Here is a 25248-nt window from a genome sequence, read left to right on the forward strand (position 1 = left end):
ATTGAAAATGAGCTTGAAATTCAGGTTGAAGAAGCGGAAGTTCTTAGGATATGATTTCTCTTGCTACTTTGTTTAATCGATTGGCTGGGAAAAAGATATCTTTTTCTCCTGCGATAATCAAAGTTGGACAGCTGTAATGCATTAATTCCTCCTTCTCCATTAATTTAGGCATTTCTTGTTCAAGTTTAATAAATTTAAATATACGATAATGTAAAGAATCGCACATTTAAAAGGCTTGCCAATCAGTAACTTTTTCCAGATTAGGGCATAAGATTATATAACCCATTTGAGTTCTTCCTTAACAATAAGGAGATGTTTAGATATGTCAGGTTGTGGCAATAGTTGTGGCGGTGGCGGTTTTGGATTTGGTGGAGGTTTCGCCTTTATAGTCGTATTGTTTATACTCTTAATCATTGTTGGATGTAGTTGTGCCGGCGGGTACGGCGGCGGATATGGCGGCGGATATGGCGGATACTGCTAAAACATTATAAAAAAAAACCGACCTCAATTGGTCGGATTTTTTTATTTAAAGTAAGCTTAATCATATTTTTAAAAAGAGATATTAGTTTGAAACGGCACGTTTATAAACTTGTTGGAGATATGTTAGATGAGGCGATTAAACACCTAAAACCAGAAGATACAGTCATCCTCCAATCTGATCAAGGGTGGCATTATCAAATGAAGAAGTATCAAAAAACATTAAAAGATTCCCACATTATACAAAGCATGTCCCGTAAGGGAAATTGTTTAGATAACGCAGTCATGGAAAACTTCTTTGGCTTGTTAAAATCCGAATGGCTTTATCTCCAAGAGTTTGAAAGCATGGAGCACTTTGAAAAGGAATTAGATGATTATATTCATTACTATAACCACAAACGAATGAAGGTAAAATTAAAAGACCTGAGTCCGATAGATACCGAACTCAGGTTTTAGAACCTGCTTAAACTATTTGTCTAACTTTATTGGGTCAGATCAAGTTGTCTACAGTCTGAGCAAATAAGTGCCTAAAGTGACGGCCTTTCTCTATATAGTTTAAAAGGAGGATGTGGAAAACTGGATCACGCACTAAATGATGGCGCTTCCACTTTCAATCAGCGATGAAACAGCAATAGCGCGCCTGAAGGTGATGTACAGCGATGTGTTTGATCTTGATAGTTTTTTTCATTCAATAGATTTTGTCCCAATTCTTTTGCTTGTTCATCATTCTCGGCTGTAAATGATTCATCCAATAGTTTTTCCCCTGATGGTTCAAAAACGGTTAATTTGTATATTTTGCTCATTTTCAAAAACTCCCTTATCAAATATAATTCTGTCTATTTTCTAAAGATAGGTACTGTTATAAAAATCTTATCATTATCTGTCAATTTTGACTATTGTTATGTGGGGAATGTATTAAGACAGGGAATATTGATAAGTAGCAAAATATCTTGAAAAATGATGGGAAATAACTATATCGAACTAATTTAATGGTTTCTTCCTTTAAGTTTGGAAAGAATGAAAACAAAACCTATTTATACTAGAGGAATTCTCTCCTTAAAATGAAAAATCATAAATGATATAATAAACCTGAGTAAAAGGTAGGAAGTGTATGGATCGAAGGGGGATTTTTTGAATGACGGTAAAAATCGTTAATAATATCACTGAATTGATAGGAGATACACCTGTTGTTAGGATTAATCATTTAACAGCGGAGGGTGACGCTGAAGTATTTGTGAAACTTGAATATTTCAATCCGAGCCGCAGCGTAAAAGATCGGGCTGCCTTCAACTTAATTAGGCAGGCTGAATTGGATGGTATCATTCAATCCGGGGCCACGATCATTGAACCAACATCAGGGAATACAGGAATTGGACTTGCTATGAATGCCGCTGCAAAGGGGTATCGTGCCATTATGGTCATGCCGGATAATATGTCGAAAGAAAGAATCAATATCTTAAAGGCATACGGAGCGGAAGTTGTCCTCACCCCTGCATTAGAGCGGATGCCTGGAGCCATTCGTAAAGCAGAGGAACTTGCCGCAGAGATTCCTAATAGCTTTATTCCGCAGCAATTCGAAAACCAAGCCAATCCTGATATTCACAGAGTGACGACAGCAGTCGAGATTTTGGATCAGATGGATGGAAACCTGGATGTGTTTGTCGCTACTGCTGGAACGGGAGGAACGATAACCGGTACAGGTGAAGCCTTAAAAGAGCATCTGCCGGAGTTAAAGGTTGTCGTTGTCGAGCCTAAGGGTTCCCCAGTTCTTTCCGGCGGAAAGCCTGGTCCTCATAAGTTAGTGGGTACGAGCCCTGGTTTTATCCCCAATATTTTAAATACAGAGGTATTTGATGAAATCGTTCAAGCGGCAGATGAAGATGCGATTTCCACCATGAAGGATTTGGCTTCAAAGGAAGGTATATTGATTGGACCTTCAGGAGGTGCTTCTGTTTGGACTGCCCTGCAGGAAGCCCGTCGTCTTGGAAGTGGCAAACGAGTATTATGCATTGCACCGGATAATGGTGAACGATATTTAAGTATGGATATTTTTAAATAAAGAAAAGACCGAATGCCGTGCATGAAACAATGTTCACGCCATTCGGTCTTTTTCCTAATGAATTTGCCCATACTGGAATAACCAGGTACCAAATGCCGGATTAAAATAATAATGTATGGGAAAGTATGTTCTGTACGTGTTAAAATTAAATGTGAAATGTTGAAAGAAATCGAGGTGATAACTTTGAGCGGTGTGAAGTTCATTCATGCGGCAGATCTCCATTTGGATAGTCCCTTTTCAGGGTTGAAGGATATGCCGACATCTATATTAAAGGAATTAAGGGACAGTCCGTTTAAAGCTTTTAAAACTATCATTAATGAAGCAATTTCCCATCAGGTTGACTTTATCGTGTTATCGGGGGATCTATTTGATGGGGAAAATCGTAGTCTCCGGACACAGGTCCGGTTTCGAGCTGAAATGGAAAAACTCCAGCAGCATCAGATCCCTGCTTATATCATTCATGGTAACCATGATCATCTCAGCGGCTCATGGACTACTGTGGAGCTGCCGGATAATGTCCACGTATTTTCAGGGAAAACGGAAGTGAAACGGTTTGAAAAAATCGATGGGACGACTGTCCACCTTTATGGATTCAGTTATCCACGTCGTCACGTAAGGGAGAGAATGATTGAAACCTACATAAAAGCTGAAGGGGCCGATTATCATATAGGTCTGCTTCATGGGAATTTGGAAGGCAATTCCGAACATAGCCCATACGCCCCTTTTTCATTGAAGGAACTAGCTGCTAAAGATTTCGATTACTGGGCATTAGGCCATATTCATAAACATCAGGTAGTATCAGAAGATCCGCTGGTGATTTACCCAGGGAATATTCAAGGCAGGAATCGAAAGGAATCTGGCGTTAAAGGGTGCCTTCTCGTCGAATTTGACGGAGACACGAAGCGCCGTTCCTTTATTGAGACCTCTGAGGTGATATGGGAAAGCGAAACAATTGAAATATCCGCGGAAGGTGGATTTGATGCCCTGTTCAAACAATGCAAGGAAGTAGTTGAACAGAAGGGTTTCGATGGGAGAAGCTTTCTTTTGGAATTGAAGCTGGATGCAGGTGACGCAGCAGGCCCTTCCGGGGAATATCTTGAGGAATTAAACCAGATTTTGCAGGATGAGGAGCAAGGCGAATCGTTTATCTGGGTGTATAAAATCAAAGTCATCCAGTCCATGCCGATGATTAGGTCAAATGAAAGAATATCGCCCTTTATGGCTGAGGTATCAATGCTTGCATCTGAATTTGATGATACGGATGCTGCTCTGGCCCCGCTTTATATTCATCCGGGTGCAAGAAGGTTTCTTGATTCAATAGAGCCGGAAGAGCAGAGGGAGCTTTTGGATGAAGCGGAAAGATGGCTTTTGCAAGTTTTTGAAGCGAATAAATGAATGTAGGGAGGAGGAACGGATTTGATTATTAAAGACCTCTATGTTTATGGTTACGGCAAACTGGAAAATCAGCGTTTTCCTGAATTGGGACAGCTGCAGGTTTTCTTTGGGGAAAATGAATCGGGCAAGTCAACCATCATGTCCTTCATTCATAGTATGCTGTTTGGTTTTCCGACAAAGGTTCAAAACGAACCGCGTTACGAGCCCAAAATGCATGCCAAATATGGGGGAAGGCTCAGTCTCATAACAAAAAATGATGGGGAAATCGTCATTGAGCGTGTGAAGGGAAAAGCTACTGGTGATGTGAAATTGACCTTCGAAGATGGAAGGGTTGGCGGCGAGGAAGAATTGAATGAAATTCTCCATGGCGTTGATAAAAACTATTACCAAGCCATTTTTTCTTTCGACCTTCAAGGTCTGCAGGGATTACATACACTAAGTGAAGGGACCATGAGTAAATATCTGCTTTCAGCTGGGCTTATTGGGAATGATAAACTTCTTGAAGCCGAAACGAAATTGCAAAAGGAGCTCGATTTAAGGTTCAAGCCATCAGGCCAAAAACCTTTACTGAATGTGAGGTTGAAAGAACTTAAGGAATTGCAGAAAAAGGTAAAAGCATCAGAAGAAGAACAGCAGTCATATACGGCATTACTGCAGGAAGAAGCAAAACTTAAGGAGGAGCTCTCTAAAGTCACGATAGATATTCAAGAGATTGAAGAAAACCTTGTTAACGTGAGTACTTTTCTGCGAATTAAGCCCTTGGTTGAAGAACAGGAGGACCTTGAAACCGAAATAAGTAAAATCAAGGATGTAAGTTTTCCTGTCGATGGTTTAAAAAGACTTGAACAGTTTCAGGCAGTTGGAATGCCCATGAAAGCCCAACTGGCCGCATTGACGGATAAGATGGCCAAACTTGAAGGGAATCTCACGGAAATCGAAATCAATCCTTTCATCAAGGAACATAAAGATCAGATTGAGCATGCTATCGATCAAGGAACATTGCTGGAGAAGCTTGAGCTGGATATAAGAAAAGCGGAACATGATAGGCTGATGGAAGAAAAGAATATCGAAAAGGTGAAGCAGCAATTATTCTTGGATGTTTCTGATGATGAAATAAGAAAACTTGATATCAGTAGTTTTATGAAGGAAAAGGTCAAAAGGACGGAGAGGGAAAAGCATCAACTTCAAAATGATAAAAAACAGCTTGATGAGAAATATGGACAGCAAAAGGGAAGTCTGGAAACTACAGAATCCCGCTTGAAGGAGATAAAGGCCCAGTTACTGCCAGATGAAAAAAGAATCGAGCTGGAGTCCTTATACAACAAGCAGAATAACATCGAATTTGAAGCAGCACAATCCCTTATTCTTGATGAACAAATACTCGAGCTTGAAAAGCAATTGGCTTTACAGAGAAAGAAGGGAGCGCATAACCGTAAACGTTCACTTATCATGAATGGCAGTTTAATAGTACTTCTTTGTTTAGGTGCGATTGGAAGTTATTTCAGTGAACAGATTTTGTTGGGGATTATACTTCTAGCCATGGCTGTTCTGTTTGCGGTTTCCAGGTCCCTCTTCAAAGGTGATGATATATTGTCATGGTATATCCGGCAATTGGATGAGATGAAAAGGAAAAGGGCTGCAATTGGAAGTGAAACCAATCGAGTGAGTGAAGGGGAGTCGATAGGACAGTTGCTTGAACTGGACCGACGTCTCCAAAGGCGGCTTGAAAGTGAAAGGTTCAAGTATGAAGAAAGAGAGGAAGCGTTTGAATCGACGATTCAGGAATATACCGCTTGGGAAGCTGGCAGGGACCGATTGGAAAAAGAGGTAAGAGACATTCTAAGCGGTTGGGGCATGTCTTATCCCGGAATGGAATACAATCTTGAATTTGTATTTGAACTGCTTGAGAAATGGAAGGAAGCCGTTGACAGAAAATATGAAACAATCAAGCGGTTCCAATTTCTACATACAGAGTTTGAAGGTAAATCGAAGGCTTTATTTCATTTTGCATACAGCCTTGATTTCGAACCTGCCACATGGCGGGAAGCGATTAGCCTTTTGAAACGGGAAATGAATAAAACGGTTGAATTCTCCGTTCAATTAACGCAATGGATGCAGGAACGGAGTCGTTTGGCGAACGAAATCGAGCAGTTGACGATGGAAAAAGACTATCTCGATGCGGAAATGGAACAGCTTTTTGAGATAGCGAAGGTAAAGGGTGAGGAAGAGTTCAGACATGACGCCGCCTTGTCCGAAAAGAAAATCACTTTCCAAAAACAACTTGATTTGATTACCATTCAAATTGGACAATCGAGAATGCTGCCTGATCAAATCCAAACTTACCTAAAACAGGGGATCACCACATATACATTTGAAAACTTGGAACGGAAACGGAAGGATTCTGTAAAGGTGAAATCACTTTTATTAGAGAAACAGTCGGATGCGAAGCATAGGATAAAACAGCTTGAAGCTTCAGGGATTCATGATGACCTACTTCATCGTTTTTATGAAGACAGGGCTGCGTTTAACGAAGAAGCGAAGGAATGGGCGAAATTGGCAATAGCCAAAAGCTTATTGAATAAAACCTTGGACCGATATAAAAGGGAACGCCTTCCGAAGGTCATCGCCGATGCAGAGCGGCATTTTGCCTTTTTAACGAATGGAAGCTACCGGAAAATCATCCTTGACCAGTCGGGAGAAGGAATTTGGGTACAGCGAAGTGATGGCTTGAGTTTCAGGGTTGAAGAGGTCAGCCGCGGGACAGCAGAGCAAATATATGTTTCCCTAAGGCTCGCACTTGCTGATCACACTTTTGAAAATGATTCATTCCCTCTCATCATTGATGATAGTTTCGTCAATTTTGATGAGGAAAGGACAAAACGGACGCTTGAGTTATTGAAAAAGGTATCGGAAAAGCGGCAAATTTTCTTTTTTACGTGTCATCGACATGTAGTGGAACACTTTACTGAAAATCAAGTAATTCATCTATCCAGTCCCGTATTGCGCCAAAATAGGAATGATTTGATCATCCCCAAAATATAATGGGATTTAAACTATAAAAAAGAGAGTGAAGTCATTGAATATGAATGAGTTTATAGGCCACCATGATTCTTCCCTAGAGTTAATCATCGAAAAGGAGTTTCCTGATAGACGATGTGTTGGGGGAAAATATTCTGCCGAAGGGCATACGATCACTTTGTATAGGAGAGATATCGAAATTCAGTGTGAACGCTCCCTAGGCTCGCTTCAGAGGCTCGAGGAATATACATGGGTGATTCTCACACATGAGATGGGCCACGCGTTAGACCCCGACCTTGCTTTGCTGAGTGAGGAGCTATACAATACAGGAAAATCAGAAATCCTTTATCAAATAGAGGTCAATGCCTGGAACATCGCAGAAGGATTAGTCCCTTTTATCGATCAGGCTTTATTTACCTTCATTAGAGATGAATCCCTGGCACATTGCACTAACCGCCTGCTGGTCTGTTAAAAAGCTCTCCAAATGGAGGGTTTTTTTTTTATCTAAATGGAGTTTGAAAGTTCAAACAGGTGATTGCCCTAAAGGGGGAACATGTACTAATGAATCGTTTGTGCGGAAGCTAAAGGCAAGTGGTAATGATAGGGTAATGGACTGGATTTTTTTACATTAATGTTTCCAAAGAAAGCTATATCTTTAATTGAGTGACACTTTATGATTCATTTGAGAGGAATGGACACGAAATTTTGGATATATTCTTTTTTAAGATTGACAGTGAGAATCATTTTCATTAAACTGGTATTATTAGACTAAAAGGGGAGTATTTTAATGCGACCAGCTATTAACACACAGTCTTTATCGCTCGGTTATGGTGATAAATTAATTATAAATGATATGAATATAAAAATACCCGATGGGGAGATCACCGTGTTCATCGGTGCTAATGGGTGTGGAAAATCAACACTGCTAAGGTCGGTTGCCCGCTTGTTAAAACCTCAATCCGGCTCAGTTTTACTTGAAGGCAAAGCGATTTCAACCATGTCATCGAAGGATGTAGCAAGAAAGATGGCGATCCTTCCGCAGTCGCCTGTTGCTCCTGAAGGACTCACAGTCTATCAACTTGTTAAACAAGGAAGATATCCTTATCAAAGTTGGTTAAAACAGTGGAGCTCCATGGATGAAGAAAAAGTTCAAAAGGCAATTGAAGCAACGAACCTGACTGAATTGAAAGATCGTGCAGTCGATGAATTATCGGGAGGTCAGAAGCAACGCGCATGGATAGCGATGACTCTGGCTCAGGATACGGACATCATTTTGTTGGATGAACCGACTACATATCTTGATATGACCCACCAAATCGAGATTTTGGACTTATTATTCGAGTTGAATGAGTTTGAGAACAGAACGATCGTGATGGTGCTTCATGATTTGAATTTAGCTTGCCGTTATGCGGATAACCTGGTGGCACTTAAAGACGGAGCGATACATGCTCAAGGTCGGCCAGAGGATATCATCACGCCTGACTTGGTGCAGCATGTATTCGGCATGGAGTGTCAAATTTCTTTTGATCCAATTTTCGGCAGTCCCATGTGCATCCCGTTTGGTAAAGGCCGTTACGCTCGAAGTCAGGTGAAAGCGCTGGCCAATGCATAACCTCTCACCATCTATTGAAAAAGAGCTGCAAGGATATCGCATATCGTTTCGAGATGATGCCAAGGTTTCCAAGACTTTCAATCATGTTGATGAGCTAATTGAGTATGCACAAGCCCGGTCTGGGGCGGAAACGTCAAGAATAGCAATTTCAATGTGGTTCAGACGTTATGCTTTTTTTGTCACGGCACAATTTTACATGTTCAGCAAACATCGGCTTATCTGGGAAGGCACACTTCAGGATATTGGCGTTTTGGATGATCCAGAAGATGAACATTGGCTTCCAGGTTTTTTGCTGAAAATTAACAGGTGGAGCAATGTTCCGGAAAAGGAAAGCTCTTCTGCCCTACATTCCATATTAAGCAGCTTTGGAGCGGATGCCATTCGCACATTTTCCGGAACTACTAAAATATCGAGACTTGTACTTTGGGAAAATATTTGGAGCTACACGATCTGGATGTATAGTGAGTTACTGAAGCAGACAGATATAAAGACGCGGGTTGGAAGGGACATTGAAAGGCTGCTTGAAGATGAAACATGGCTGAATATTGAAACACGTTCACCTTTTAAAAGATTCATTGGGGAAAAAAATGTTCCGGAGTCCATGAATCCTTATAAACGGGTGACATGCTGTTTATATTTCCGAATTGAGGGCCAGGATAAGTGTGCGTATTGTCCGAACAAGAACTGTTGAAATAGATCTGAATGGAAAACCAGGCTTGATTTCAAGCCTGGTTTTCCTGTGGGGTGAAAGTGACGGCAGCTTAGTCTTTTCCTTTCAATTGTCTGTCACTTATTAACGAAAACTAAACGCACTAACTAGATTGATATGTTATAATGTTGATATTTAATTGAACGGGGGCAGTCGCATGGGAAATGGGATCATACACTACGGAATTGGTGAAGTAGTAGATATATATATGTATATTAAAACGAGTACAAAAGCGGTTGCAAGTAATGGAAAGCCGTTTTTAACATTGATTTTGTGTGATAAAACCGGGGAAATCGAAGCAAAGCTATGGGATGTTTCCGAGGCTGATGAGAAAACATACAGTGCGGAAGCTACGGTGAAAGTCCAGGGGGAAGTCCAGAATTATCGGGGACGCAGCCAATTGAAAATCCGTAATATTAGACTTACATCAGATGCCGATGGCGTCACGAAAGCCGATTTAATTCAAACGGCGCCTTTAAGTCAAGAAGAAATGATGGAAACCATCACTCAATTCATTTTTGAAATGAGGAATCCGAATATCCAAAGGGTGACTAGGCACCTCATTAAAAAATATCAGAATGAATTCCTGACGTTTCCTGCTGCCACCAAGAACCATCATGAGTATATGTCGGGACTTGCCTATCACGTGGTATCGATGTTAGGGCTGGCTAAGGCCATTTCAACCCTATATCCCTCGCTCAACAGGGATCTTTTGTATGCAGGAGTCATCCTGCATGATCTTGGAAAGGTACATGAGCTATCTGGGCCTGTGTCGACTGTTTACACTGTCGAAGGGAACTTGTTGGGGCATATCACCATCATGGTAAATGAAGTCGGTAAAGCTGCAGAGGAATTAGGCATTGAAGCAGAAGAAATCATGATTCTAAAGCACTTGATATTAAGCCATCATGGTAAAGCGGAATGGGGCAGCCCCAAACCGCCAATGGTGAGGGAAGCGGAAGTGTTACATTATATTGATAATATGGATGCCAAGATAAATATGATGGACCGCGCCTTGGAAAAAGTGAAACCGGGTGAATTTACGGAAAGAGTCTTTGCGCTCGATAATCGTTCATTCTATAAACCAACATTTTAATGAATATGCTTCTTTCTCGATGGAGAAAGAAGCATATTTTTTTTGTTCACGCATATCCTCTATTAAATGTATAGTAGATTTTTTGGGAGGGAATGGACATGCCAATTTGGATCTGGTTCGTGTTTATTGGAATAATCGTCAGTGCAGTCATGTCAATTTGGACCGCTAGGCAGGAACGCCTCATAGATGATGCATGGATTGAGAAGGAAGGTCAGAAGTACATTGAACGTATGGAAGAAGAGCGTGAGAGGCGTAAAAAGGATATAAATCAGGGAGCATAGCTTGAATGATAAGAAAAAAAGCGACAGGCCAATGGCCTGTCGCTTTTTACTATCCAATTATTTTTCAGCTTTAGTTGCGTCACCAGAAGTGATGGCATCTTTTAGATCTTTATCTTTAATCTTCACGTCAGCTTTTTTGACTTCTGAATTCAAAATATCTTGAACTTTAGCTTGGTCAATTTGAGCGACTTTCAACTTATACTCAAGATCTTTTTTCATATCTTTATATGGTTTCTTTTCTTTTGTATCAAGAAGTTGGATGATGTGGTAGCCATAATCGGATTTAATCGGTTTGCTGATTTCATTTTTCTTCATTTTGTAAGCTTGTTCTTCAAATGCAGGAACCATTTCACCTTGACCGAACCAGCCTAGCTCCCCGCCTTTTTCAGCTGTGCCTGTGTCTGTTGAATATTCTTTTGCAAGTTTAGCGAAGTCTTCGCCTTTGGCCAATTTAGCTTCAACTTCGTCAGCAGTTTTTTTGTCTTTTACAAGAATATGTCTCGCTTTGATTTGTGGTTTATAGTCTTCATAAGCTTTTTTTACGTCAGCTTCTTTTACTTTAATATCAGCAACGGCTGCTTTTTCTTGAAGCATGCCGATTTTAAGTGCACGTTTAAGATCATCTTCGCTCTTATATCCGGAAGAGGCCAGGGCAGTTTGGAAATTTTCACCCATTTGTTTCTTAAGCTCGTCCGTTTTAGCTTTTACTTCCTTATCCGTTACTGTATATTTCTCGGAAAGAACTTTTTCATAAATAAGTTCTTGAAGGACGGCATCACCATAACGGTCTTTCATTACATTGTAAAGTTCTTCTTTAGATATATCTCCCGCTTTAGTTTCCACGACTGCTTCCTTGTCGCTGTTGCATGCTGTAAGTCCGATCAGTCCTGCAGTAACAGCAATCGATAATGCCCATTTCTTCATAAAAACAACTCCTAGTTTTAAGTTTCTGGTTTGCTATTCTTCGTATTTCCACAAAATTAACTATAACATATTCTGGTTAGTTTACAAAAAATAATATATTGGTGTTTGAATAAGAATTTTTGGAAAATGGGTGAACGCCTACCCAGATAAAGAACCATTACATATGATAAATCGAGGACATCCAAAAGGAGGTAGCATAATGAGTAATGGATTTAACGGAGGTTTCGCTTTGTTAGTGGTGTTATTCATTTTATTAATAATTGTAGGAGCATCCTTTTGCTAATAGTTCGCAATATTAATAATGGAAAGAGCCCACTCCTTTTGCCGTGGAGTTGAATAGGATAGGGTAGCCGCTACAAAAAAGATTGAATTGATTATCAAGCTATGAAAGGAATGGATTCCTTTTGGCGGATATAAGAGTGTGCATGAAAATGCTATTACTTAAGAATGGAAGGGAGGAAGATCAATGTCTGGAGGAATAGGTGGAGGCTTTGCTCTAATTGTCGTTCTTTTCATCCTGTTAGTCATCATTGGAGCTTCTTGGTTATAAACTCATGAACAAAAGGCGAAGCTGACAGCTTCGCCCTTTTTCTTTATGTGGATAATGCGCCGGGTATCACCAATGTATGTAACAAATGATGGCCATCATTTGTTGCTTATCTCTACGTATACAAAATTTCAATATAGGAGGATAATAACATAATAGTAATTAAAACATTAATGATCCTGAATACTTTAGGCTGCCGGTCTTCAGCAATTTCTTTTTGAATGCATAAAGAGTTTGTCATTCTATTAATATTATAAAGAATCAAAATAGCAAAAATAATAAACCAGAACGAGATCAAAACCTAAAATCCCTCCTTGCAAAACATCATGTATAAATACGATACCAAATTATAATGAAAAAAGATACCTAAAAATCTTATCAGGCATCTTTATGAATAGATAAGGAATCACTTTTGAATAAGTATATCGTATCCTTCTAGATGTTCTTCGATAAATGAATGTCCTGGGGAACCAACCAGGTTTTTTATATAAATAAAATCCGATACGCATAATCCAGTGTGCAGGGATAATAAAATAGTGAAATAATGGATGTAATGTGGAAAACTAAGGGCACAACCAATCAATATGACAGACATAATGAAGAAAGGTAACACAAGGGTCAAGAGATAGAGGTGCTTTCGAATCGGATAATGCACATTGACCCTGCATGTAAGCACAAGTTTCCACTTCAAGGACCAAGAAGTTTTTACTTTTTTACATAAAAATCGTAAAGGTAAATAGTGTAATAGTTTGTGAACAGGATATAATAAGAGCAATAGGCTAAAAAATACCATTGTTTGATCGTCATACAAAACAACATGGGATGAAAAGACACTTAATAATGTATAGATCAGAACAAAAGACATCAATATAGTAAAAACTGAAAATAAGATCAGACGGCAATTCCCATATTGTTTTGCCACGTCAATTGTTTTCCACGAATTCATTTAGAATCAGCCCTCCAAAGACCGTTGAATTTACCTACATACATTACGATGAATGGGTGGAAAAAGCAATAGAATTCTTGGATTAAGTTTTATGATAATAATCACTTAAGAGTGGATGAATATTAATGACGTTTAAGGCCGGGTTTTGGACATGGATTTGGCTGATTTTTTTTGAACGTGAAAATCTGATTGGTTTTAAGTCTTTTATGATAAAATTGAATGATTGATTGGGGATTAATGATGTATGAAAAATATAAATGAAGAAATAGAAATACTCCGTTTTCATCAACGGCTTTTATTAAACATGATACGTAATCCGGAGGCCAAGTTGGACTTTCTTTTTGTGGAAAAAAATTTCACGAAGAAGGAAGCGGAAGAGTTATTAGAAACATGTGATATCTTGAGCAAGCGCTACGAAATAGAAAAAGCGGAAGGTTACATGAACTTTCGACCGCTTTTTAATCAATTTGAAAGAAAGGTTAATCCAAGAATAACCATAAAGGAATGCATTGATGCATGCCTCTCACAAGGTTTATATGTATCATTCATGAAGGAAATGGATAGAGTGTGAGATTAAACTGGTTCAGTTTCTTTCTCTATCTTTTTTTTTGTGATTTTACCCTCCACGTCAGTAAATTCCTGATCAATGTTATCGAAGGATCGTTCAAAGATTTGCATGAAATCTTCACCGTATATATTACGTATGACAGCCATCATTTCAATCATATCCGGAAACTTCCCATAAAGCTCACGAAGTGGAAGTGCACCTGAGAAAGCAGAGTTCTTACTTGGGTCATATGTCTCCATTAAATCAAGTAGAAGCTTTTCACCTTCTGGGGTGATCTCTATATACGTATTCCTTTTGTCATTTTCTTTCTTTGAAAAAGTTAAAAACCCGCGTTCTTCTAATTTTTTTGAAAAATTAAATGCCGTAGAAACATGCATGACCCCAAATTTTGCAACATCTGAAATGGAAGAGCCATTAAGATGGTAGGCAATCCAAAGAATATGGTGCTCATTGATATTTAAATCATAGGGCTTAATCCATTGCTGCCAATCTTTTTCAATCGATTTCCATAATGCTTTGCTTAATTGTGCAATTCGTTGACTAAAAATCATTGCTTCTTTCATAGAATAATTTTTATTCTGCATATTATGGGCTCACCTACTTATAAGATTCTGTATATTTATTATGACAATAAAATAAAAATTAATAAAGAAAATATTTGCGAAATTTTTAGAAAATTTTATTTTTTTTAATTGAATTCTCCATTTCACTGTAATAAACCATGTGATTTATTGGTAAAAATGGAGAACCGAGCTTGTGTGTATTAATTTTTGGAAGCAGGGATTACCCCTTCCAATTCTTTTAAAGAATTTTCAATTTCTTGAACGTTCTTCAATAATTCATTCTTATTGGGTTCGATTTCCTGCTTCCAGTTCTCGATGACGACCTGAACATCCGAAATGAAGGCTTTTACCGTTTCTTTGCTGATTTGTGTAGCTTCCATCGTGTCATCTTTAATATTTAGCATTTTTACCTTTAACTCATCAATTGTATTCTTAATTTCTTCCGTATTCGTTTTGATGCGGGTCCGTAAGTCTTTACCTGAACTTGGAGTAGAAAGTAAGGTTGCTGCACCCGCTACGACCGTTCCGGTTAAAAAGCCAATTAGTAATGATTTTGCTTTCATTAGGATCACCTCATTTTATAATATTGTTTTCGCTTAACATGGTCTAAATCCCTGCTGAAAAAAGCATCAATTGGAAATTATGATAAATAGGGATAGAAATACTATTGATATCAAAATACCATAATTTTCATTCCTATGGAAGAGTATAGACCATTTTATCTTTATATCACAAAAATATTTTTTTAAACTTAGATAGTAAATATATAATATTTAAAAATAACTTGAAGCTTTATTAAAAATGCTTCATATAAAGGAAAGAACAGCATATAGATAGTAAAAACAAGCTGTCGGAACATGGATGGCACTGGTGGGTTAATAATGAAAATCATTTTTTTATTAGGCCTGATATGCTTGTGCGGAATGGGGTATTTTCTACGAAAAGCAAAAACTCCTGGCATCTATCCGCCTAAGAGGGTGCTCCAGGCTAGAGCCTTCGCTATGGGTCTTCCCGGAGGGTTACTGCTTTTGATTTGGTTTATGTGGATATTGATTCATTGATCCTTGGAGGATGATTCTGATTAGACTCCAGATTCATAAGAGTGGAAAAAAAAGCACCGGACATTCCGGTGCTTTTTTAAATATGATGATTCTGCTGCTTAAGCATTAATAGGTATATTAGATTTTCTTACGATGCCGTTCACAATTGGATAAATGATGACCATCGCAACTGTATTTAGCAGTACGGCAGGAAGCACAACAGCGCCGAAAAGTGCAACGAAAGGCCCTGGAAGGGAAACGATATAATAAGCCGAACCAAGGAAGACAGCACCGGAAATTATTGTTCCTACGGCAGTCAAGACACTAACCGTGACAACGGACGTTGAAAATTTCTTAAGACTGATGAATAAAAGGTAAAACAGAAAGGCTGTTGCCAATTTGTCTATGATATTTGGAATCTGTCCACCAGGAAATGTAGTTGTCATGGCAGAGATGGCTCCAGCAGCCAAGGCGACAATGAATACATTCTTCTTCGCGGGAAACAGCGTGATCGCCAAAAACATCATCAACAGCATCATATCCGGTTTCATTCCAAGGAAGAATCCAGGAATGATAAAATGCAGGGCAGCCCCAATCCCGATTAATAGGGACAGTGACACAAGGGTTTTCGTTTTCATTTACTCATCTCTCCTATTCTCATCTCAACTAACATCTTTTCTTCAACAATGCACTATTGCCTGTTGCAAGAAGTTTAAAATAGTATATCATAAGACCTATTTTTTTAGAAGTTATATTTGTTTGAATTAAAGAGTTTGAGCTTCCTTAGCTTTATACGATTCCTGGAATTTCTTCATGAAATCCGCAAGCTCCTGACAATGGGATAAAGGGACAGCATTATAGATGGATGCTCTGCAGCCACCGATAGAACGGTGACCGTTCAGTCCTACGAATCCGGCTTGCTTCACTTCTTTAAGGAATTGAACTTCAGCTTCTTCAGACGGAAGCGTGAAGGTTACATTCATGAATGAACGGCTGTCTGATAGGGCATGGCCTTTATAAAAGCCATTGCTGCCGTCGATGGCATCGTAAATGACTTTTGCTTTTTCTTCATTGATTTCAGCAATCTTTTCCACGCCACCCTGTTCTTTTGCCCAATCCAACACAAGGGACAATAAGTAAATTGCCAATGTCGGAGGAGTGTTATATAACGAATCATTTTTCGAATGGATAGAATAGTTCATCATGGATGGGATTTTTTCATTATCCGTTATTAAATCCTTACGGATGATAACGACTGTGATTCCCGACGGACCTAAATTCTTTTGTGCACCTGCATATATGATTCCGAATTTACTAACATCAATTTTTTTGCTGAGAATATCACTTGACATATCAGCTACTAAAGGAATGTTTCCAGTTTCCGGGAATTCTTTCCATTGTGTTCCGTAAATCGTATTATTGCTTGTGATATGAAGATATGCAGCATCATCATTCAATTCGATGTCTGCAACTTTAGGGATGAATGTATATTTTTCATCTTTGGATGAAGCTACTACTGCCGTTTTACCAACCTTTTTTGCTTCTTTTAATGCTTTTTCCGACCAAGAACCAGTAAGGACATAATCTGCCCTTTTTCCATCATTCAAAATGTTCATGGGAATCATGGAAAATTGTAGACTTGCTCCTCCTTGCAGCAGAAGGACTTCATAATTTTCAGGAATTTCCATAAGGTCTTTTAATGATTGAATGGCATGGTTATGAATTTTTTCGAATTCCGAACTTCTATGGCTTAGTTCCATGACGGACATTCCGGAATCCTCAATATTCAGCCATTCGTTTTGGGCTCTTTGTAAAACTTCTAAGGGAAGGGCAGCTGGCCCAGCGTTAAAATTGCGTGCACGTTTCAAATTTTTTCCTCCTAATACGTCTATGTGTTAAAGTGTTTAAATCTATTTATATCCTACCAGAAAACTAAATTCAATAGGGGAAAAATTTAGAATTTTAGGTAGATAAAAAAAATGAAATAGGAAGTAATAGAAGAGGAGGAAATAAATAGGTCCTTCACTTTGAGTGAGGACCTATTTAGGGTGTTTTTTGTCACGTATAACTGAGCTATTTTAGAGAAATTGTTGAACGTAAGTTGTAATATTCCAATAGTTAGGAGGTGGATAATAACCCTTTATAGGTAGCGTAAATTTCACTTAATATGCTGTGCGATGGAGTCAGCGATTTGTTTCAGGTCATCGGGTGTATAGTCGCGTGTATTCGTTTTCCAAACAGCCCCAAAGCCGTCACCTTCCCCATGCCGAGGAATTAAATGCATATGAAAATGGAAAACGGACTGTCCTGCGGCTTCCCCGTTATTATTTAAAAGATTCAGGCCTACAGGTTGGAATTCCTGTTTCATGGCGCGGGCAATTTCAGGTACCACCTCAAAAAGATTCTTGGCAATTTCAGGTGTCAACTCATATAGATTTTCCTTATGTACTTTAGGTATTACCAGGGTATGGCCTTTTGTTACTTGACTGATATCTAGAAAGGCCAGTACATGTTCATTTTCGAAGACTTTGGTACTTGGTATTTCTCCATCGATTATTTTGCAGAAAATGCAATCACTCATTAAAAAACGCTCCTTTAGAAGTTAATGTATTTGGTTAATCGTACCATAGCATGAATCCTTGGGAAAAGGAAAAATCATAAAAACAGGATGCAACATTAAGTTGCACCCTGCTTGTTTGAAAAAGGGGGGGGGGCTTCAAAATTCGCATTAGCATAAATTCTCTGCGACAAACACCTCATCTACACTTTAGTAAAATATGGTTATTATCTGATTAGAGATTTTCCATTCAAAGCAACCATCTCCTATATCTTTAAAGTTTCATCAACTTACAAAGCATAATTGATAATTATTGAATGATTTTTCTGCTTTTACGTGCAAGAGAACCATCTCCTTGCTCGAAACGATTTTTTTAAATGAAGCTTCTGGTTTAATTCAGTTATACGTCTTTAACTGACACCTCATTTACAATATGATGTGAATCATTTGTAATAAAACATTTGGGTATTTCAGTGTAATACGTCTTTAACTGACACCTCATTTACATTATGATGTGAATCACACGTAATGACTAACCCCTTCTTCCTTATTTATGATGACCACCAAGCAGGAAAAATATAATTAGTTATTTATGGAAATTTTGTTCCGGGAACACTCGACTATATAAAAGCAGGATAATTTGATAAAATGGAAATAAGAACCTCTATATAGAAAGGATCGTTTATATGTCCTTATTGGAAATCAAGCAATTAGTTGGCGGTTACACGAAAACGCCCGTTTTAAAGGGAATTAGCTTTGACATTCAACCAAATGAGTTAGTAGGGTTAATCGGGCTCAACGGGGCTGGGAAAAGTACGACGATTAAACATATCATCGGACTCATGGAGCCGAAAGGCGGAAGTGTTTCGATTCATGGCAAAACACTTGCCCAGGACCCGGATACATATCGTAAGCAATTCACTTATGTTCCAGAAACTCCAATCTTGTATGATGAGCTTACACTTGAGGAGCATTTAAAGCTGACGGCCATGGCGCATGGTTTGGAGGAATCCACATATAAAGAAAGGATGGACGTTCTGTTAAAGGAATTTCATATGGAGAAAAGACTTAAATGGTTTCCGGCGCATTTTTCAAAAGGAATGAAGCAAAAGGTCATGATAATGTGCGCCTTTTTAGTACAGCCGTCTTTATATATCGTCGACGAACCCTTCGTAGGTCTTGATCCATTAGGCATTCAATCCCTGCTTGATTTGATGAGGAAAATGAAAGAGAGCGGAGCGGGAATTTTAATGTCAACACACATACTGGCTACAGCCGAGCGGTATTGTGATTCTTTCATCATCCTGCATAATGGGGAGATTCGGGCAAATGGCAATCTTGAACAGCTTCGTGAACAATTTTCCATGCCGGGGGCAACTCTTGACGATTTATATGTTCAATTGACGAAAGAAGAAATCGGTCATGAATAGTCAAAATCTCTGGAAGGAAAGATATTTAGGCTATATAAATGAAACGCAAAAATATCTTCGCTACATTTTTAACGGCCATCTGGTTTTTGTCATGGTATTGGTTCTTGGTGGTTTAGCTTATTATTACAGCGATTGGGTGAAGACGTTAAAAAGTGATTTCCCGGCTGAAATGATCATGGCCTTTGTTTTATCGATGATTGTAACCAGAAGCCCGATAAATACTTTTTTGAAAGAACCTGATACGGTATTCTTACTTCCGCTTGAAACGAAGTTGAAAAGCTATTTCAAGAATTCTCTGGTATTAAGTTGGGTCATGCAGGGCTTTATCCTTCTGGTTGTCCTAATTGCATTTATTCCAATGTATAGTAAGGTTACGGGTGCAGGAGGTACAGACTTTGGAATCATCCTGGTTGTATTGCTTATTTTGAAGTTTTTGAATTTAACCATGCGTTGGCAAGTATTGAAATATCAAGATACATCAGTGAGCAAGTGGGACGCCTTAATCCGCTTTTTACTTAATGGAGTAATGCTCTATTTCATCTGTTCAAGGGCAAATATACTGTTTGCACTTATAACCATTTTATTATTGTTAGGGCTTTACATGTATTACCGGAGCGCAACTAAAGATTTTGTGTTGAAGTGGGAGCGGCTGGTGGAACTGGAAAATAAGCGGATGAATTCTTTTTATCGAATAGCGAACATGTTTACTGATGTTCCCCATTTGAAAGGGAAGGTAGTAAGAAGGAAATGGATGGACTGGCTTTTATCATTCATTCCATATGGTGAAAAATCAACGTATACCTATCTTTACGCCCGTACTTTGTTGCGATCCAATGATTATGTGGGACTTTGTTTTCGTTTAACTATCATTGGCTCCGTTATTTTAAGTGTATTCACTAACATATGGGCTCATTTAATTGTAACTTTTATGTTCCTGTTTATGACAGCCCTGCAATTGCTACCGGTTTGGAAGGCTCATGAGTGGAAAGTGTGGGTCTCACTTTATCCATTGCCAGCAAAAATGAGAGAATCTGCAGTCATAAAGCTAATTTCCTTTTTCCTATTATTTGAGGACCTGATCTTCTGCTTGGTCCTGCTAGTGAAAGGGGAATGGATGTCCGCCTTAGCCGCACTGGCAATGGGACTTGTATTCTTATTCGGTTTTAAAAATTATGCAACAAAGAAAATTAAAAACTTTTAATCAGAAGCTGATTTTTCATAAAATCAGCTTTTTCTTTTAAGAAATGAAAATTGAAACTAAAAGCCTCGTAAGGGGTATATACATATTTAATGGAGGTGTTAATTGATGGATGAATATGGACAAAATGCATTATCGGAACTAGTATCATGGAAAAAGAAAGTAGCCAAGAAATCCGGCAGGCTTGAGCGGATGTCCAAAAAGGCGCAAATCAAAATGAATAGTTATATTCCAGAACGAGTGCACAAAATGATTACTGATAGTATTAAAGGGATGATTGAGGCCGTATTATCAGGTTCGAAATATATGTCTAAAGAAAAAAATGTAGCGCTTCTATCCTTGCAGCAAAAAGAAGAATGGGTTGCGGAAACTGTAACGGCCTATCGGAAAACAGCCGTTATAGAAGGTGTGGGAACCGGAGCGGCAGGGCTTTTAATTGGATTGGCTGATTTCCCATTACTGCTTAGCATCAAGATGAAGTTATTATTCGAAATATCCCGTATATATGGTTTTGATCCAAATAAATATGAGGAACGCCTGTTCATACTCCATATCTTTCAGATGGCATTTTCGAGCGAGGGAAAAAAACTGGAAACATTACGGGTAATAGAAGAATGGGATTCAGGGAAATGGCCGGAAATAGACTGGCAAGAATTTCAGCAGGAATATCGCGATCACATCGATGTCATTAAAATGTTCCAGCTAGTCCCAGGGTTTGGGGCAGCTGTCGGTGCATATGCCAACCATCATTTGTTGGAACAACTTGGGGAGACGGCTGTCAATTGTTACCGAATCAGACTTCTAAAAGAGTAAGGGACGGGAAACCCGTCCCTTTATCATTACCGCAATAAAGATTCATTCACCTTTGGGGATGATTGTTCCTTATTATGATAGGTTACAGCAGCAGTGCCTAATATTTTGGCTGCAATGAGCATCGCTTTTTCATCGAAATCGAACAAAGGATGATGATGCGGGTATGTATGTTCATTTTTTGGCCTGGCTCCTGTAAAGAAGAATGTACCTTTCACATTTTGTAAATAATAAGAAAAATCTTCACCTGTCATATCCGGGTCAATTTCCTCTGTAACCAAAACTTCCTTGATGGACTCAGTGCTTTCAATCATGAATTTAGTTTCCTCATCGTGTGGGATGACAGCCGGATAGCCTTGAACGTATCGATATTCATAGGTGCAGTCCGCAGCTAGGCAGGTTCCTTTAACAATCCGCTCTATTTCTTCCCTTATAAATGAACGGACATCTTCCTTGAAAGTACGGACGGTCCCGATAATTTTTGCCTTATCTGCAATGACGTTAAAGGCATTATCGGCTACAAAGGAACCAACGGTAATGACTGCAGAATCTATTGGATTAAGGCGGCGGCTTACGATTTGCTGTAGGGCCATGACTAGCTGAGAGCCGACTACGATTGCATCGCGGGTTTTATGAGGCTGTGCTCCATGTCCACCCTGCCCTTGAATGATGATCTCAAATCGGTCAGCAGCAGCCATTAGAGGTCCATAAGCGTATTGGACTGTTCCAGTAGGGACCGTAGCCCATAAATGGGTGCCGAAAATTACATCCACTCCATCAAGGCAACCCGCATCAATCATCGGTTTGGCGCCCCCTGGAGCATATTCTTCAGCATGCTGGTGGATAAATATATATTGGCCTTCGAGCTCATCCTTCAGGGCATTCAGATTTTTTGCAAGAACCAGGAGAGTCGCTGTATGGCCATCATGTCCGCACGCATGCATGACCCCGGATACGGTTGATTTATAGGCAACTTCTTTTTCATCTTGAATCGGTAAGGCGTCGAAATCAGCGCGCATTGCTACCGTTTTACCAGGCTTACTGCCAGTAATCTTAGCAATAACACCATTACCGCCTACATTTTTCTGATGTTCGATTCCAAGTTTTTCATAATATTCAGCGATGAAGGCAGCCGTTTGGGTTTCTTGAAAAGAAAGCTCAGGATGTTGGTGAAGATAACGCCTGATTGAAACCATTTCTTCATAAGAACCATCTATAAGATCGTGTAATCGCTGTATCATTTTGCACCTCCCAATGATTGGTTTAATTGTAAGTAGTATATCATATTCTGAATAATCCAAAGTGAATTAAATACCTTGAGGAGAGTTGTATGAATGATTAAATATTCTTGGATGGCTGTAGTTTTGCTTTGCCTGTTGCTATTCTTTTTTTTGATGCATGAAGTCCAGAGTGAGAAAACGCTAGCGTTCGATACGTATATTGCAGAGCTTTTTGCCGTGGGTGAGAATACTATTCCGTTCACTTTCTTCAAGTCCATTACCTATCTTGGTAAATCCAAGGTCATTGGAATTGTAAGCTTACTATGTGTCCTGTATTTATGGATAATAAAGAAGAATTATTTGCCCATGGCCGTCTTTTCTATCGGAATGGCTGGCGGCGATGTTTTAAACGAGTGGATAAAAAATCATACTCAAAGGGTGCGTCCTGGGAACCATTTGCTGGAGACAGGTGGCTACAGTTTTCCAAGTGGCCACGCAATGTTAGGACTTATTTTCTTCAGTATGGTTGCTTATTTTATCCTAAAAGAAGTTAAAGGTAACTCATTGAAATGGGTAATGGGAATCGGTTTCGTTTGTCTGGTTCTGCTAATCGGGATCAGCCGGATCGCCATGAACGTTCATTTTCCAACTGATATTTTGGCAGGTTATGCATTAGGAGCTGCATACAGTTTAACATTGATTAATTTGTATAAGTTCGTAAGACGGAGGAGCATTTATAAAAAAACATGAGATTTTTGTATATATCCGTTACATTTCCCCGGAAATAAAGAAGGAATTTGTCGGATTGTTTATTGGCTTAATACATTCTTTTCATAATTTGGACGTCCAAAATAACGCTCTGAAACCGAAAAGTCCCATCCTTGAGAGGATGGGACTCTTATTGATCAGGAAAAGATTATTCTTGGGGATCCTTCACCAATGTATACTGCGTTACATAGGCTTCACCAGAAAACATCTTCTGACTGGAATTCGTAATAGTAGCTTTTGTGTCGCTGTTATGGGCCTCCTGATAGGAACTGGATTTCTGCCAGCTCATAAAGTCAGCTTGTTTCTCCCAAATCGTTAAGATTACATAAGTTTCAGAGTTGATTGGCCTCAGGATACGGAGGGCGACGAAACCTGGTTCATTTTCAATGAAACCGGCCCTTTTTTTAAAACGATGTTCGAATACCGGCCGTCCTTCTTCACTGACAGGGATATTGTTCATGACTACATATCCATGATCTTGAAGGTGTCCTTTCCCATCCACTACTTCATATTTACGTGGCGAGCTGAAGATCGTTTTACCTGATGTTTCATGTAAAAGGACTGTAGTGCCAGAATTTTGCATAAGTAATATTTTTTCATTCGGGTGCTTATCTTTTTTGATTTTCAAAAAATCGTAGGTGCCTGTAGTGATGAATACATTCATAAATTCCCCTCCAATTTCTATATAGTAACTGTATACCCATTTTACCCAATGAATAATGCTTTTACCATTTCCAATCAAACCAAAAGGCTTGGAAATCGGTGAGATTTTTATAAAAACGTCGATTTCCTGACAAATAAATATGTTGGCTATACTTCTATTATAGAAAAAGCTATAGTTTAAGGAGATTCGATTTGAAATTCAACATCCTTCTGATATTCTATGTAAGTAATGAATAAAAATAGAAACGTGATTGCTTGAAAGGTGGATATTAATGTCTAAGGAAATTACGAATGATACATTTTTAAAAGCTGCGAGAGGAGAGAAAACGGATCATGTGCCTGTTTGGTATATGCGCCAGGCTGGCCGTTCACAGCCGGAATACCGTAAATTGAAAGAGAAGTACTCCCTTTTTGAGATTACTCATCAGCCGGAATTATGCGCTTATGTGACTAGATTGCCAGTTGAGCAATATGATGTAGACGCTGCAATTTTATATAAAGATATTATGACACCGCTACCAGCCATTGGTGTGGATGTTGAGATACAGTCGGGAATCGGTCCAGTCATATCCAATCCGATCCAATCGTTGACAGATGTTGAAAAGTTAGGTGAATTGGACCCAGAGAAAGACATCCCATATGTGTTGGACACGATTAAATTATTGACCACTGAACAATTGTCGGTACCTTTGATTGGTTTTTCCGGTGCACCATTCACCATTGCTTCATACATGATTGAAGGCGGCCCTTCCAAAAACTACAATAAGACGAAAGCTTTCATGTATTCCGAGCCAGTGGCGTGGTTTGCTTTAATGGATAAGTTAGCCGATATGATCATCATCTATGTCAAGTCACAAATTAAAGCTGGCGTTAAAGCCATCCAAATCTTTGATTCATGGGTGGGTGCATTGAACGTTGAAGATTACCGCGTATTCATCAAGCCAATCATGAATCGTATTTTTTCTTCATTACGGGAAGAAAATGTACCGCTAATCATGTTCGGGGTCGGTGCGAGTCACTTGGCACTCGAGTGGAATGATCTTCCAATTGATGTGGTCGGGCTTGATTGGAGACTTCCAATTACAGAAGCAAGACAAATGGGAATACAGAAAACGGTTCAAGGTAACCTTGATCCTGCCCTGCTATTATCATCGTGGGATGTTATAGAAGATCGGACGAAAAGGATCCTGGATCAGGGCATGGAACAGGATGGCTACATCTTTAATCTTGGACATGGGGTCTTCCCTTCCGTAAACCCTGAAACACTGAAAAGGCTGACCGCCTTCATTCATGAATATTCATCAAAAATGAAGTAAGGTGAGCGAACCATTTGCTAAGAATCCTTAAATGGATGCACAATAAAAGAA

General features: G+C 39.1%; 29 protein-coding genes and 1 pseudogene. 19 read left to right on the forward strand and 11 right to left on the reverse strand.

Going from position 1 to position 25248, the window contains the following annotated elements; genetic code table 11:
* Window positions 1-322 precede the first annotated feature (322 nt).
* Window positions 323-481 (forward strand): YjcZ family sporulation protein, encoded by a 159-nt coding sequence (locus N9I19_RS16820; protein WP_317778467.1) that lies wholly within the window; start codon window positions 323-325, stop codon window positions 479-481.
* Window positions 482-573: 92 nt separating this feature from the next.
* Window positions 574-944, forward strand: a pseudogene (locus N9I19_RS16825) (transposase); the annotation flags it as partial.
* A gap of 147 nt (window positions 945-1091) precedes the next feature.
* Here N9I19_RS16825 and N9I19_RS16830 read toward each other — a convergent pair.
* Window positions 1092-1280, reverse strand: coding sequence for a YhzD family protein (locus N9I19_RS16830; RefSeq protein ID WP_317778468.1), 189 nt, complete (start codon window positions 1278-1280; stop codon window positions 1092-1094).
* Between the two features lie 332 nt (window positions 1281-1612).
* On the opposite strand from N9I19_RS16830, the gene cysK reads away from it, so the two are divergent.
* From cysK to N9I19_RS16870, 8 genes are all read left to right on the forward strand, one after another.
* Complete coding sequence (gene cysK, locus N9I19_RS16835) at window positions 1613-2536, forward strand: cysteine synthase A (protein WP_317778469.1); 924 nt, start codon at window positions 1613-1615, stop codon at window positions 2534-2536.
* A 111-nt stretch (window positions 2537-2647) separates the two neighbouring features.
* On the forward strand, window positions 2648-3931 hold the full coding sequence (locus tag N9I19_RS16840) for a metallophosphoesterase family protein (RefSeq protein ID WP_317778470.1): 1284 nt from the start codon (window positions 2648-2650) through the stop codon (window positions 3929-3931).
* A 21-nt stretch (window positions 3932-3952) separates the two neighbouring features.
* Window positions 3953-6973 (forward strand): ATP-binding protein, encoded by a 3021-nt coding sequence (locus tag N9I19_RS16845; protein ID WP_317778471.1) that lies wholly within the window; start codon window positions 3953-3955, stop codon window positions 6971-6973.
* A 40-nt stretch (window positions 6974-7013) separates the two neighbouring features.
* Entirely contained in the window at window positions 7014-7421 is a 408-nt protein-coding gene (locus N9I19_RS16850; RefSeq protein WP_317778481.1) for a hypothetical protein, read from the forward strand.
* A gap of 315 nt (window positions 7422-7736) precedes the next feature.
* Window positions 7737-8561 carry an ABC transporter ATP-binding protein gene (locus N9I19_RS16855; protein ID WP_061462011.1) on the forward strand — a complete coding sequence of 275 codons (825 nt, stop codon included), beginning with the start codon at window positions 7737-7739 and terminating at the stop codon, window positions 8559-8561.
* Window positions 8554-9252 (forward strand): (2Fe-2S)-binding protein, encoded by a 699-nt coding sequence (locus N9I19_RS16860; RefSeq protein WP_317778472.1) that lies wholly within the window; start codon window positions 8554-8556, stop codon window positions 9250-9252. The genes N9I19_RS16855 and N9I19_RS16860 overlap by 8 nt, the downstream gene beginning before the upstream one ends.
* 175 nt (window positions 9253-9427) lie before the next feature.
* A complete protein-coding gene (yhaM, locus tag N9I19_RS16865) occupies window positions 9428-10366 on the forward strand; it encodes a 3'-5' exoribonuclease YhaM (protein WP_061462013.1) in 939 nt (312 codons plus the stop codon).
* A 98-nt stretch (window positions 10367-10464) separates the two neighbouring features.
* Window positions 10465-10647, forward strand: coding sequence for a sporulation YhaL family protein (locus N9I19_RS16870; protein ID WP_053344914.1), 183 nt, complete (start codon window positions 10465-10467; stop codon window positions 10645-10647).
* 57 nt (window positions 10648-10704) lie between these two features.
* Here N9I19_RS16870 and N9I19_RS16875 read toward each other — a convergent pair whose 3' ends face one another.
* Window positions 10705-11571 (reverse strand): peptidylprolyl isomerase, encoded by an 867-nt coding sequence (locus N9I19_RS16875; RefSeq protein WP_089364650.1) that lies wholly within the window; start codon window positions 11569-11571, stop codon window positions 10705-10707.
* 199 nt (window positions 11572-11770) lie between these two features.
* Here N9I19_RS16875 and N9I19_RS16880 point away from each other — a divergent pair, with 199 nt between their 5' ends.
* Window positions 11771-11854: a YjcZ family sporulation protein gene (locus tag N9I19_RS16880; RefSeq protein ID WP_061462015.1), complete on the forward strand. Its 84-nt coding sequence runs from the start codon at window positions 11771-11773 to the stop codon at window positions 11852-11854.
* A 183-nt stretch (window positions 11855-12037) separates the two neighbouring features.
* Window positions 12038-12121, forward strand: a complete 84-nt coding sequence (locus tag N9I19_RS16885) for a YjcZ family sporulation protein (protein ID WP_034314699.1) — start codon at window positions 12038-12040, stop codon at window positions 12119-12121.
* 112 nt (window positions 12122-12233) lie between these two features.
* On the opposite strand, the gene N9I19_RS16890 is transcribed toward N9I19_RS16885, so the two are convergent.
* Both N9I19_RS16890 and N9I19_RS25275 read right to left on the reverse strand, forming a co-directional pair.
* Entirely contained in the window at window positions 12234-12416 is a 183-nt protein-coding gene (locus tag N9I19_RS16890; protein WP_061462017.1) for a hypothetical protein, read from the reverse strand.
* Window positions 12417-12524: 108 nt separating this feature from the next.
* Window positions 12525-13064: a DUF3267 domain-containing protein gene (locus N9I19_RS25275; RefSeq protein WP_061462018.1), complete on the reverse strand. Its 540-nt coding sequence runs from the start codon at window positions 13062-13064 to the stop codon at window positions 12525-12527.
* A 244-nt stretch (window positions 13065-13308) separates the two neighbouring features.
* Here N9I19_RS25275 and N9I19_RS16895 point away from each other — a divergent pair, with 244 nt between their 5' ends.
* The gene (locus tag N9I19_RS16895) at window positions 13309-13635 is read left to right on the forward strand and encodes a DUF1878 family protein (protein ID WP_061462019.1); all 327 of its coding nucleotides are present in this window, start codon (window positions 13309-13311) and stop codon (window positions 13633-13635) included.
* 2 nt (window positions 13636-13637) lie between these two features.
* Here the strand turns inward: N9I19_RS16895 and N9I19_RS16900 are convergent, their stop codons facing one another.
* On the reverse strand, window positions 13638-14216 hold the full coding sequence (locus tag N9I19_RS16900; RefSeq protein ID WP_061462020.1) for an HTH-type transcriptional regulator Hpr: 579 nt from the start codon (window positions 14214-14216) through the stop codon (window positions 13638-13640).
* A 179-nt stretch (window positions 14217-14395) separates the two neighbouring features.
* Window positions 14396-14758, reverse strand: coding sequence for a YtxH domain-containing protein (locus N9I19_RS16905; RefSeq protein ID WP_317778473.1), 363 nt, complete (start codon window positions 14756-14758; stop codon window positions 14396-14398).
* Between the two features lie 318 nt (window positions 14759-15076).
* Here N9I19_RS16905 and yhzF point away from each other — a divergent pair, with 318 nt between their 5' ends.
* Window positions 15077-15256, forward strand: a complete 180-nt coding sequence (gene yhzF / locus N9I19_RS25475) for a membrane protein YhzF (protein WP_061462022.1) — start codon at window positions 15077-15079, stop codon at window positions 15254-15256.
* Between the two features lie 98 nt (window positions 15257-15354).
* Here yhzF and N9I19_RS16910 read toward each other — a convergent pair whose 3' ends face one another.
* From N9I19_RS16910 to N9I19_RS16920, 3 genes are all read right to left on the reverse strand, one after another.
* The gene (locus tag N9I19_RS16910) at window positions 15355-15873 is read right to left on the reverse strand and encodes a tryptophan transporter (RefSeq protein ID WP_061462023.1); all 519 of its coding nucleotides are present in this window, start codon (window positions 15871-15873) and stop codon (window positions 15355-15357) included.
* A 126-nt stretch (window positions 15874-15999) separates the two neighbouring features.
* The gene (gene serC, locus N9I19_RS16915; protein ID WP_089364648.1) at window positions 16000-17103 is read right to left on the reverse strand and encodes a 3-phosphoserine/phosphohydroxythreonine transaminase; all 1104 of its coding nucleotides are present in this window, start codon (window positions 17101-17103) and stop codon (window positions 16000-16002) included.
* 290 nt (window positions 17104-17393) lie between these two features.
* The gene (locus tag N9I19_RS16920; protein WP_089364647.1) at window positions 17394-17816 is read right to left on the reverse strand and encodes an HIT family protein; all 423 of its coding nucleotides are present in this window, start codon (window positions 17814-17816) and stop codon (window positions 17394-17396) included.
* Window positions 17817-18478: 662 nt separating this feature from the next.
* Here N9I19_RS16920 and N9I19_RS16925 point away from each other — a divergent pair.
* The 3 genes from N9I19_RS16925 to N9I19_RS16935 all read left to right on the forward strand — a co-directional run bounded on the left by N9I19_RS16925 (window position 18479) and on the right by N9I19_RS16935 (window position 21233).
* A complete protein-coding gene (locus N9I19_RS16925; protein ID WP_317778474.1) occupies window positions 18479-19222 on the forward strand; it encodes an ABC transporter ATP-binding protein in 744 nt (247 codons plus the stop codon).
* Window positions 19215-20423 (forward strand): ABC transporter permease, encoded by a 1209-nt coding sequence (locus N9I19_RS16930; protein ID WP_317778475.1) that lies wholly within the window; start codon window positions 19215-19217, stop codon window positions 20421-20423. Before N9I19_RS16925 ends, N9I19_RS16930 begins: the two co-directional genes overlap by 8 nt.
* 105 nt (window positions 20424-20528) lie before the next feature.
* Window positions 20529-21233, forward strand: a complete 705-nt coding sequence (locus tag N9I19_RS16935) for an EcsC family protein (RefSeq protein WP_317778476.1) — start codon at window positions 20529-20531, stop codon at window positions 21231-21233.
* Between the two features lie 26 nt (window positions 21234-21259).
* Here the strand turns inward: N9I19_RS16935 and N9I19_RS16940 are convergent, their stop codons facing one another.
* The gene (locus N9I19_RS16940) at window positions 21260-22471 is read right to left on the reverse strand and encodes a M20 family metallopeptidase (protein WP_284471499.1); all 1212 of its coding nucleotides are present in this window, start codon (window positions 22469-22471) and stop codon (window positions 21260-21262) included.
* Between the two features lie 93 nt (window positions 22472-22564).
* On the opposite strand from N9I19_RS16940, the gene N9I19_RS16945 reads away from it, so the two are divergent.
* Window positions 22565-23200, forward strand: coding sequence for a phosphatase PAP2 family protein (locus N9I19_RS16945; protein WP_317778477.1), 636 nt, complete (start codon window positions 22565-22567; stop codon window positions 23198-23200).
* A gap of 166 nt (window positions 23201-23366) precedes the next feature.
* Here the strand turns inward: N9I19_RS16945 and N9I19_RS16950 are convergent, their stop codons facing one another.
* A complete protein-coding gene (locus N9I19_RS16950; RefSeq protein ID WP_284471497.1) occupies window positions 23367-23882 on the reverse strand; it encodes an antibiotic biosynthesis monooxygenase family protein in 516 nt (171 codons plus the stop codon).
* A 271-nt stretch (window positions 23883-24153) separates the two neighbouring features.
* On the opposite strand from N9I19_RS16950, the gene hemE reads away from it, so the two are divergent.
* Entirely contained in the window at window positions 24154-25197 is a 1044-nt protein-coding gene (hemE, locus tag N9I19_RS16955; RefSeq protein ID WP_061462032.1) for a uroporphyrinogen decarboxylase, read from the forward strand.
* Window positions 25198-25248 lie beyond the last annotated feature (51 nt).

This window comes from Peribacillus sp. CSMR9, assembly GCF_033141925.1.
Lineage (GTDB): Bacteria > Bacillota > Bacilli > Bacillales > DSM-1321 > Peribacillus > Peribacillus simplex_A.

Coding starts and splice junctions, on each gene's coding strand:
- N9I19_RS16820 (WP_317778467.1), top strand. CDS start 323: ATGTCAGGTTGTGGCAATAGTTGTGGCGGTGGCGGTTTTGGATTTGGT.
- N9I19_RS16830 (WP_317778468.1), bottom strand. CDS start 1,280: ATGAGCAAAATATACAAATTAACCGTTTTTGAACCATCAGGGGAAAAA.
- cysK (WP_317778469.1), top strand. CDS start 1,613: ATGACGGTAAAAATCGTTAATAATATCACTGAATTGATAGGAGATACA.
- N9I19_RS16840 (WP_317778470.1), top strand. CDS start 2,648: ATGTATGGGAAAGTATGTTCTGTACGTGTTAAAATTAAATGTGAAATG.
- N9I19_RS16850 (WP_317778481.1), top strand. CDS start 7,014: ATGAATGAGTTTATAGGCCACCATGATTCTTCCCTAGAGTTAATCATC.
- N9I19_RS16855 (WP_061462011.1), top strand. CDS start 7,737: ATGCGACCAGCTATTAACACACAGTCTTTATCGCTCGGTTATGGTGAT.
- N9I19_RS16860 (WP_317778472.1), top strand. CDS start 8,554: ATGCATAACCTCTCACCATCTATTGAAAAAGAGCTGCAAGGATATCGC.
- yhaM (WP_061462013.1), top strand. CDS start 9,428: ATGGGAAATGGGATCATACACTACGGAATTGGTGAAGTAGTAGATATA.
- N9I19_RS16870 (WP_053344914.1), top strand. CDS start 10,465: ATGCCAATTTGGATCTGGTTCGTGTTTATTGGAATAATCGTCAGTGCA.
- N9I19_RS16875 (WP_089364650.1), bottom strand. CDS start 11,571: ATGAAGAAATGGGCATTATCGATTGCTGTTACTGCAGGACTGATCGGA.
- N9I19_RS16880 (WP_061462015.1), top strand. CDS start 11,771: ATGAGTAATGGATTTAACGGAGGTTTCGCTTTGTTAGTGGTGTTATTC.
- N9I19_RS16885 (WP_034314699.1), top strand. CDS start 12,038: ATGTCTGGAGGAATAGGTGGAGGCTTTGCTCTAATTGTCGTTCTTTTC.
- N9I19_RS25275 (WP_061462018.1), bottom strand. CDS start 13,064: ATGAATTCGTGGAAAACAATTGACGTGGCAAAACAATATGGGAATTGC.
- N9I19_RS16895 (WP_061462019.1), top strand. CDS start 13,309: ATGAAAAATATAAATGAAGAAATAGAAATACTCCGTTTTCATCAACGG.
- N9I19_RS16900 (WP_061462020.1), bottom strand. CDS start 14,216: ATGCAGAATAAAAATTATTCTATGAAAGAAGCAATGATTTTTAGTCAA.
- N9I19_RS16905 (WP_317778473.1), bottom strand. CDS start 14,758: ATGAAAGCAAAATCATTACTAATTGGCTTTTTAACCGGAACGGTCGTA.
- yhzF (WP_061462022.1), top strand. CDS start 15,077: ATGAAAATCATTTTTTTATTAGGCCTGATATGCTTGTGCGGAATGGGG.
- N9I19_RS16910 (WP_061462023.1), bottom strand. CDS start 15,873: ATGAAAACGAAAACCCTTGTGTCACTGTCCCTATTAATCGGGATTGGG.
- N9I19_RS16920 (WP_089364647.1), bottom strand. CDS start 17,816: ATGAGTGATTGCATTTTCTGCAAAATAATCGATGGAGAAATACCAAGT.
- N9I19_RS16925 (WP_317778474.1), top strand. CDS start 18,479: ATGTCCTTATTGGAAATCAAGCAATTAGTTGGCGGTTACACGAAAACG.
- N9I19_RS16930 (WP_317778475.1), top strand. CDS start 19,215: ATGAATAGTCAAAATCTCTGGAAGGAAAGATATTTAGGCTATATAAAT.
- N9I19_RS16935 (WP_317778476.1), top strand. CDS start 20,529: ATGGATGAATATGGACAAAATGCATTATCGGAACTAGTATCATGGAAA.
- N9I19_RS16940 (WP_284471499.1), bottom strand. CDS start 22,471: ATGATACAGCGATTACACGATCTTATAGATGGTTCTTATGAAGAAATG.
- N9I19_RS16945 (WP_317778477.1), top strand. CDS start 22,565: ATGATTAAATATTCTTGGATGGCTGTAGTTTTGCTTTGCCTGTTGCTA.
- N9I19_RS16950 (WP_284471497.1), bottom strand. CDS start 23,882: ATGAATGTATTCATCACTACAGGCACCTACGATTTTTTGAAAATCAAA.
- hemE (WP_061462032.1), top strand. CDS start 24,154: ATGTCTAAGGAAATTACGAATGATACATTTTTAAAAGCTGCGAGAGGA.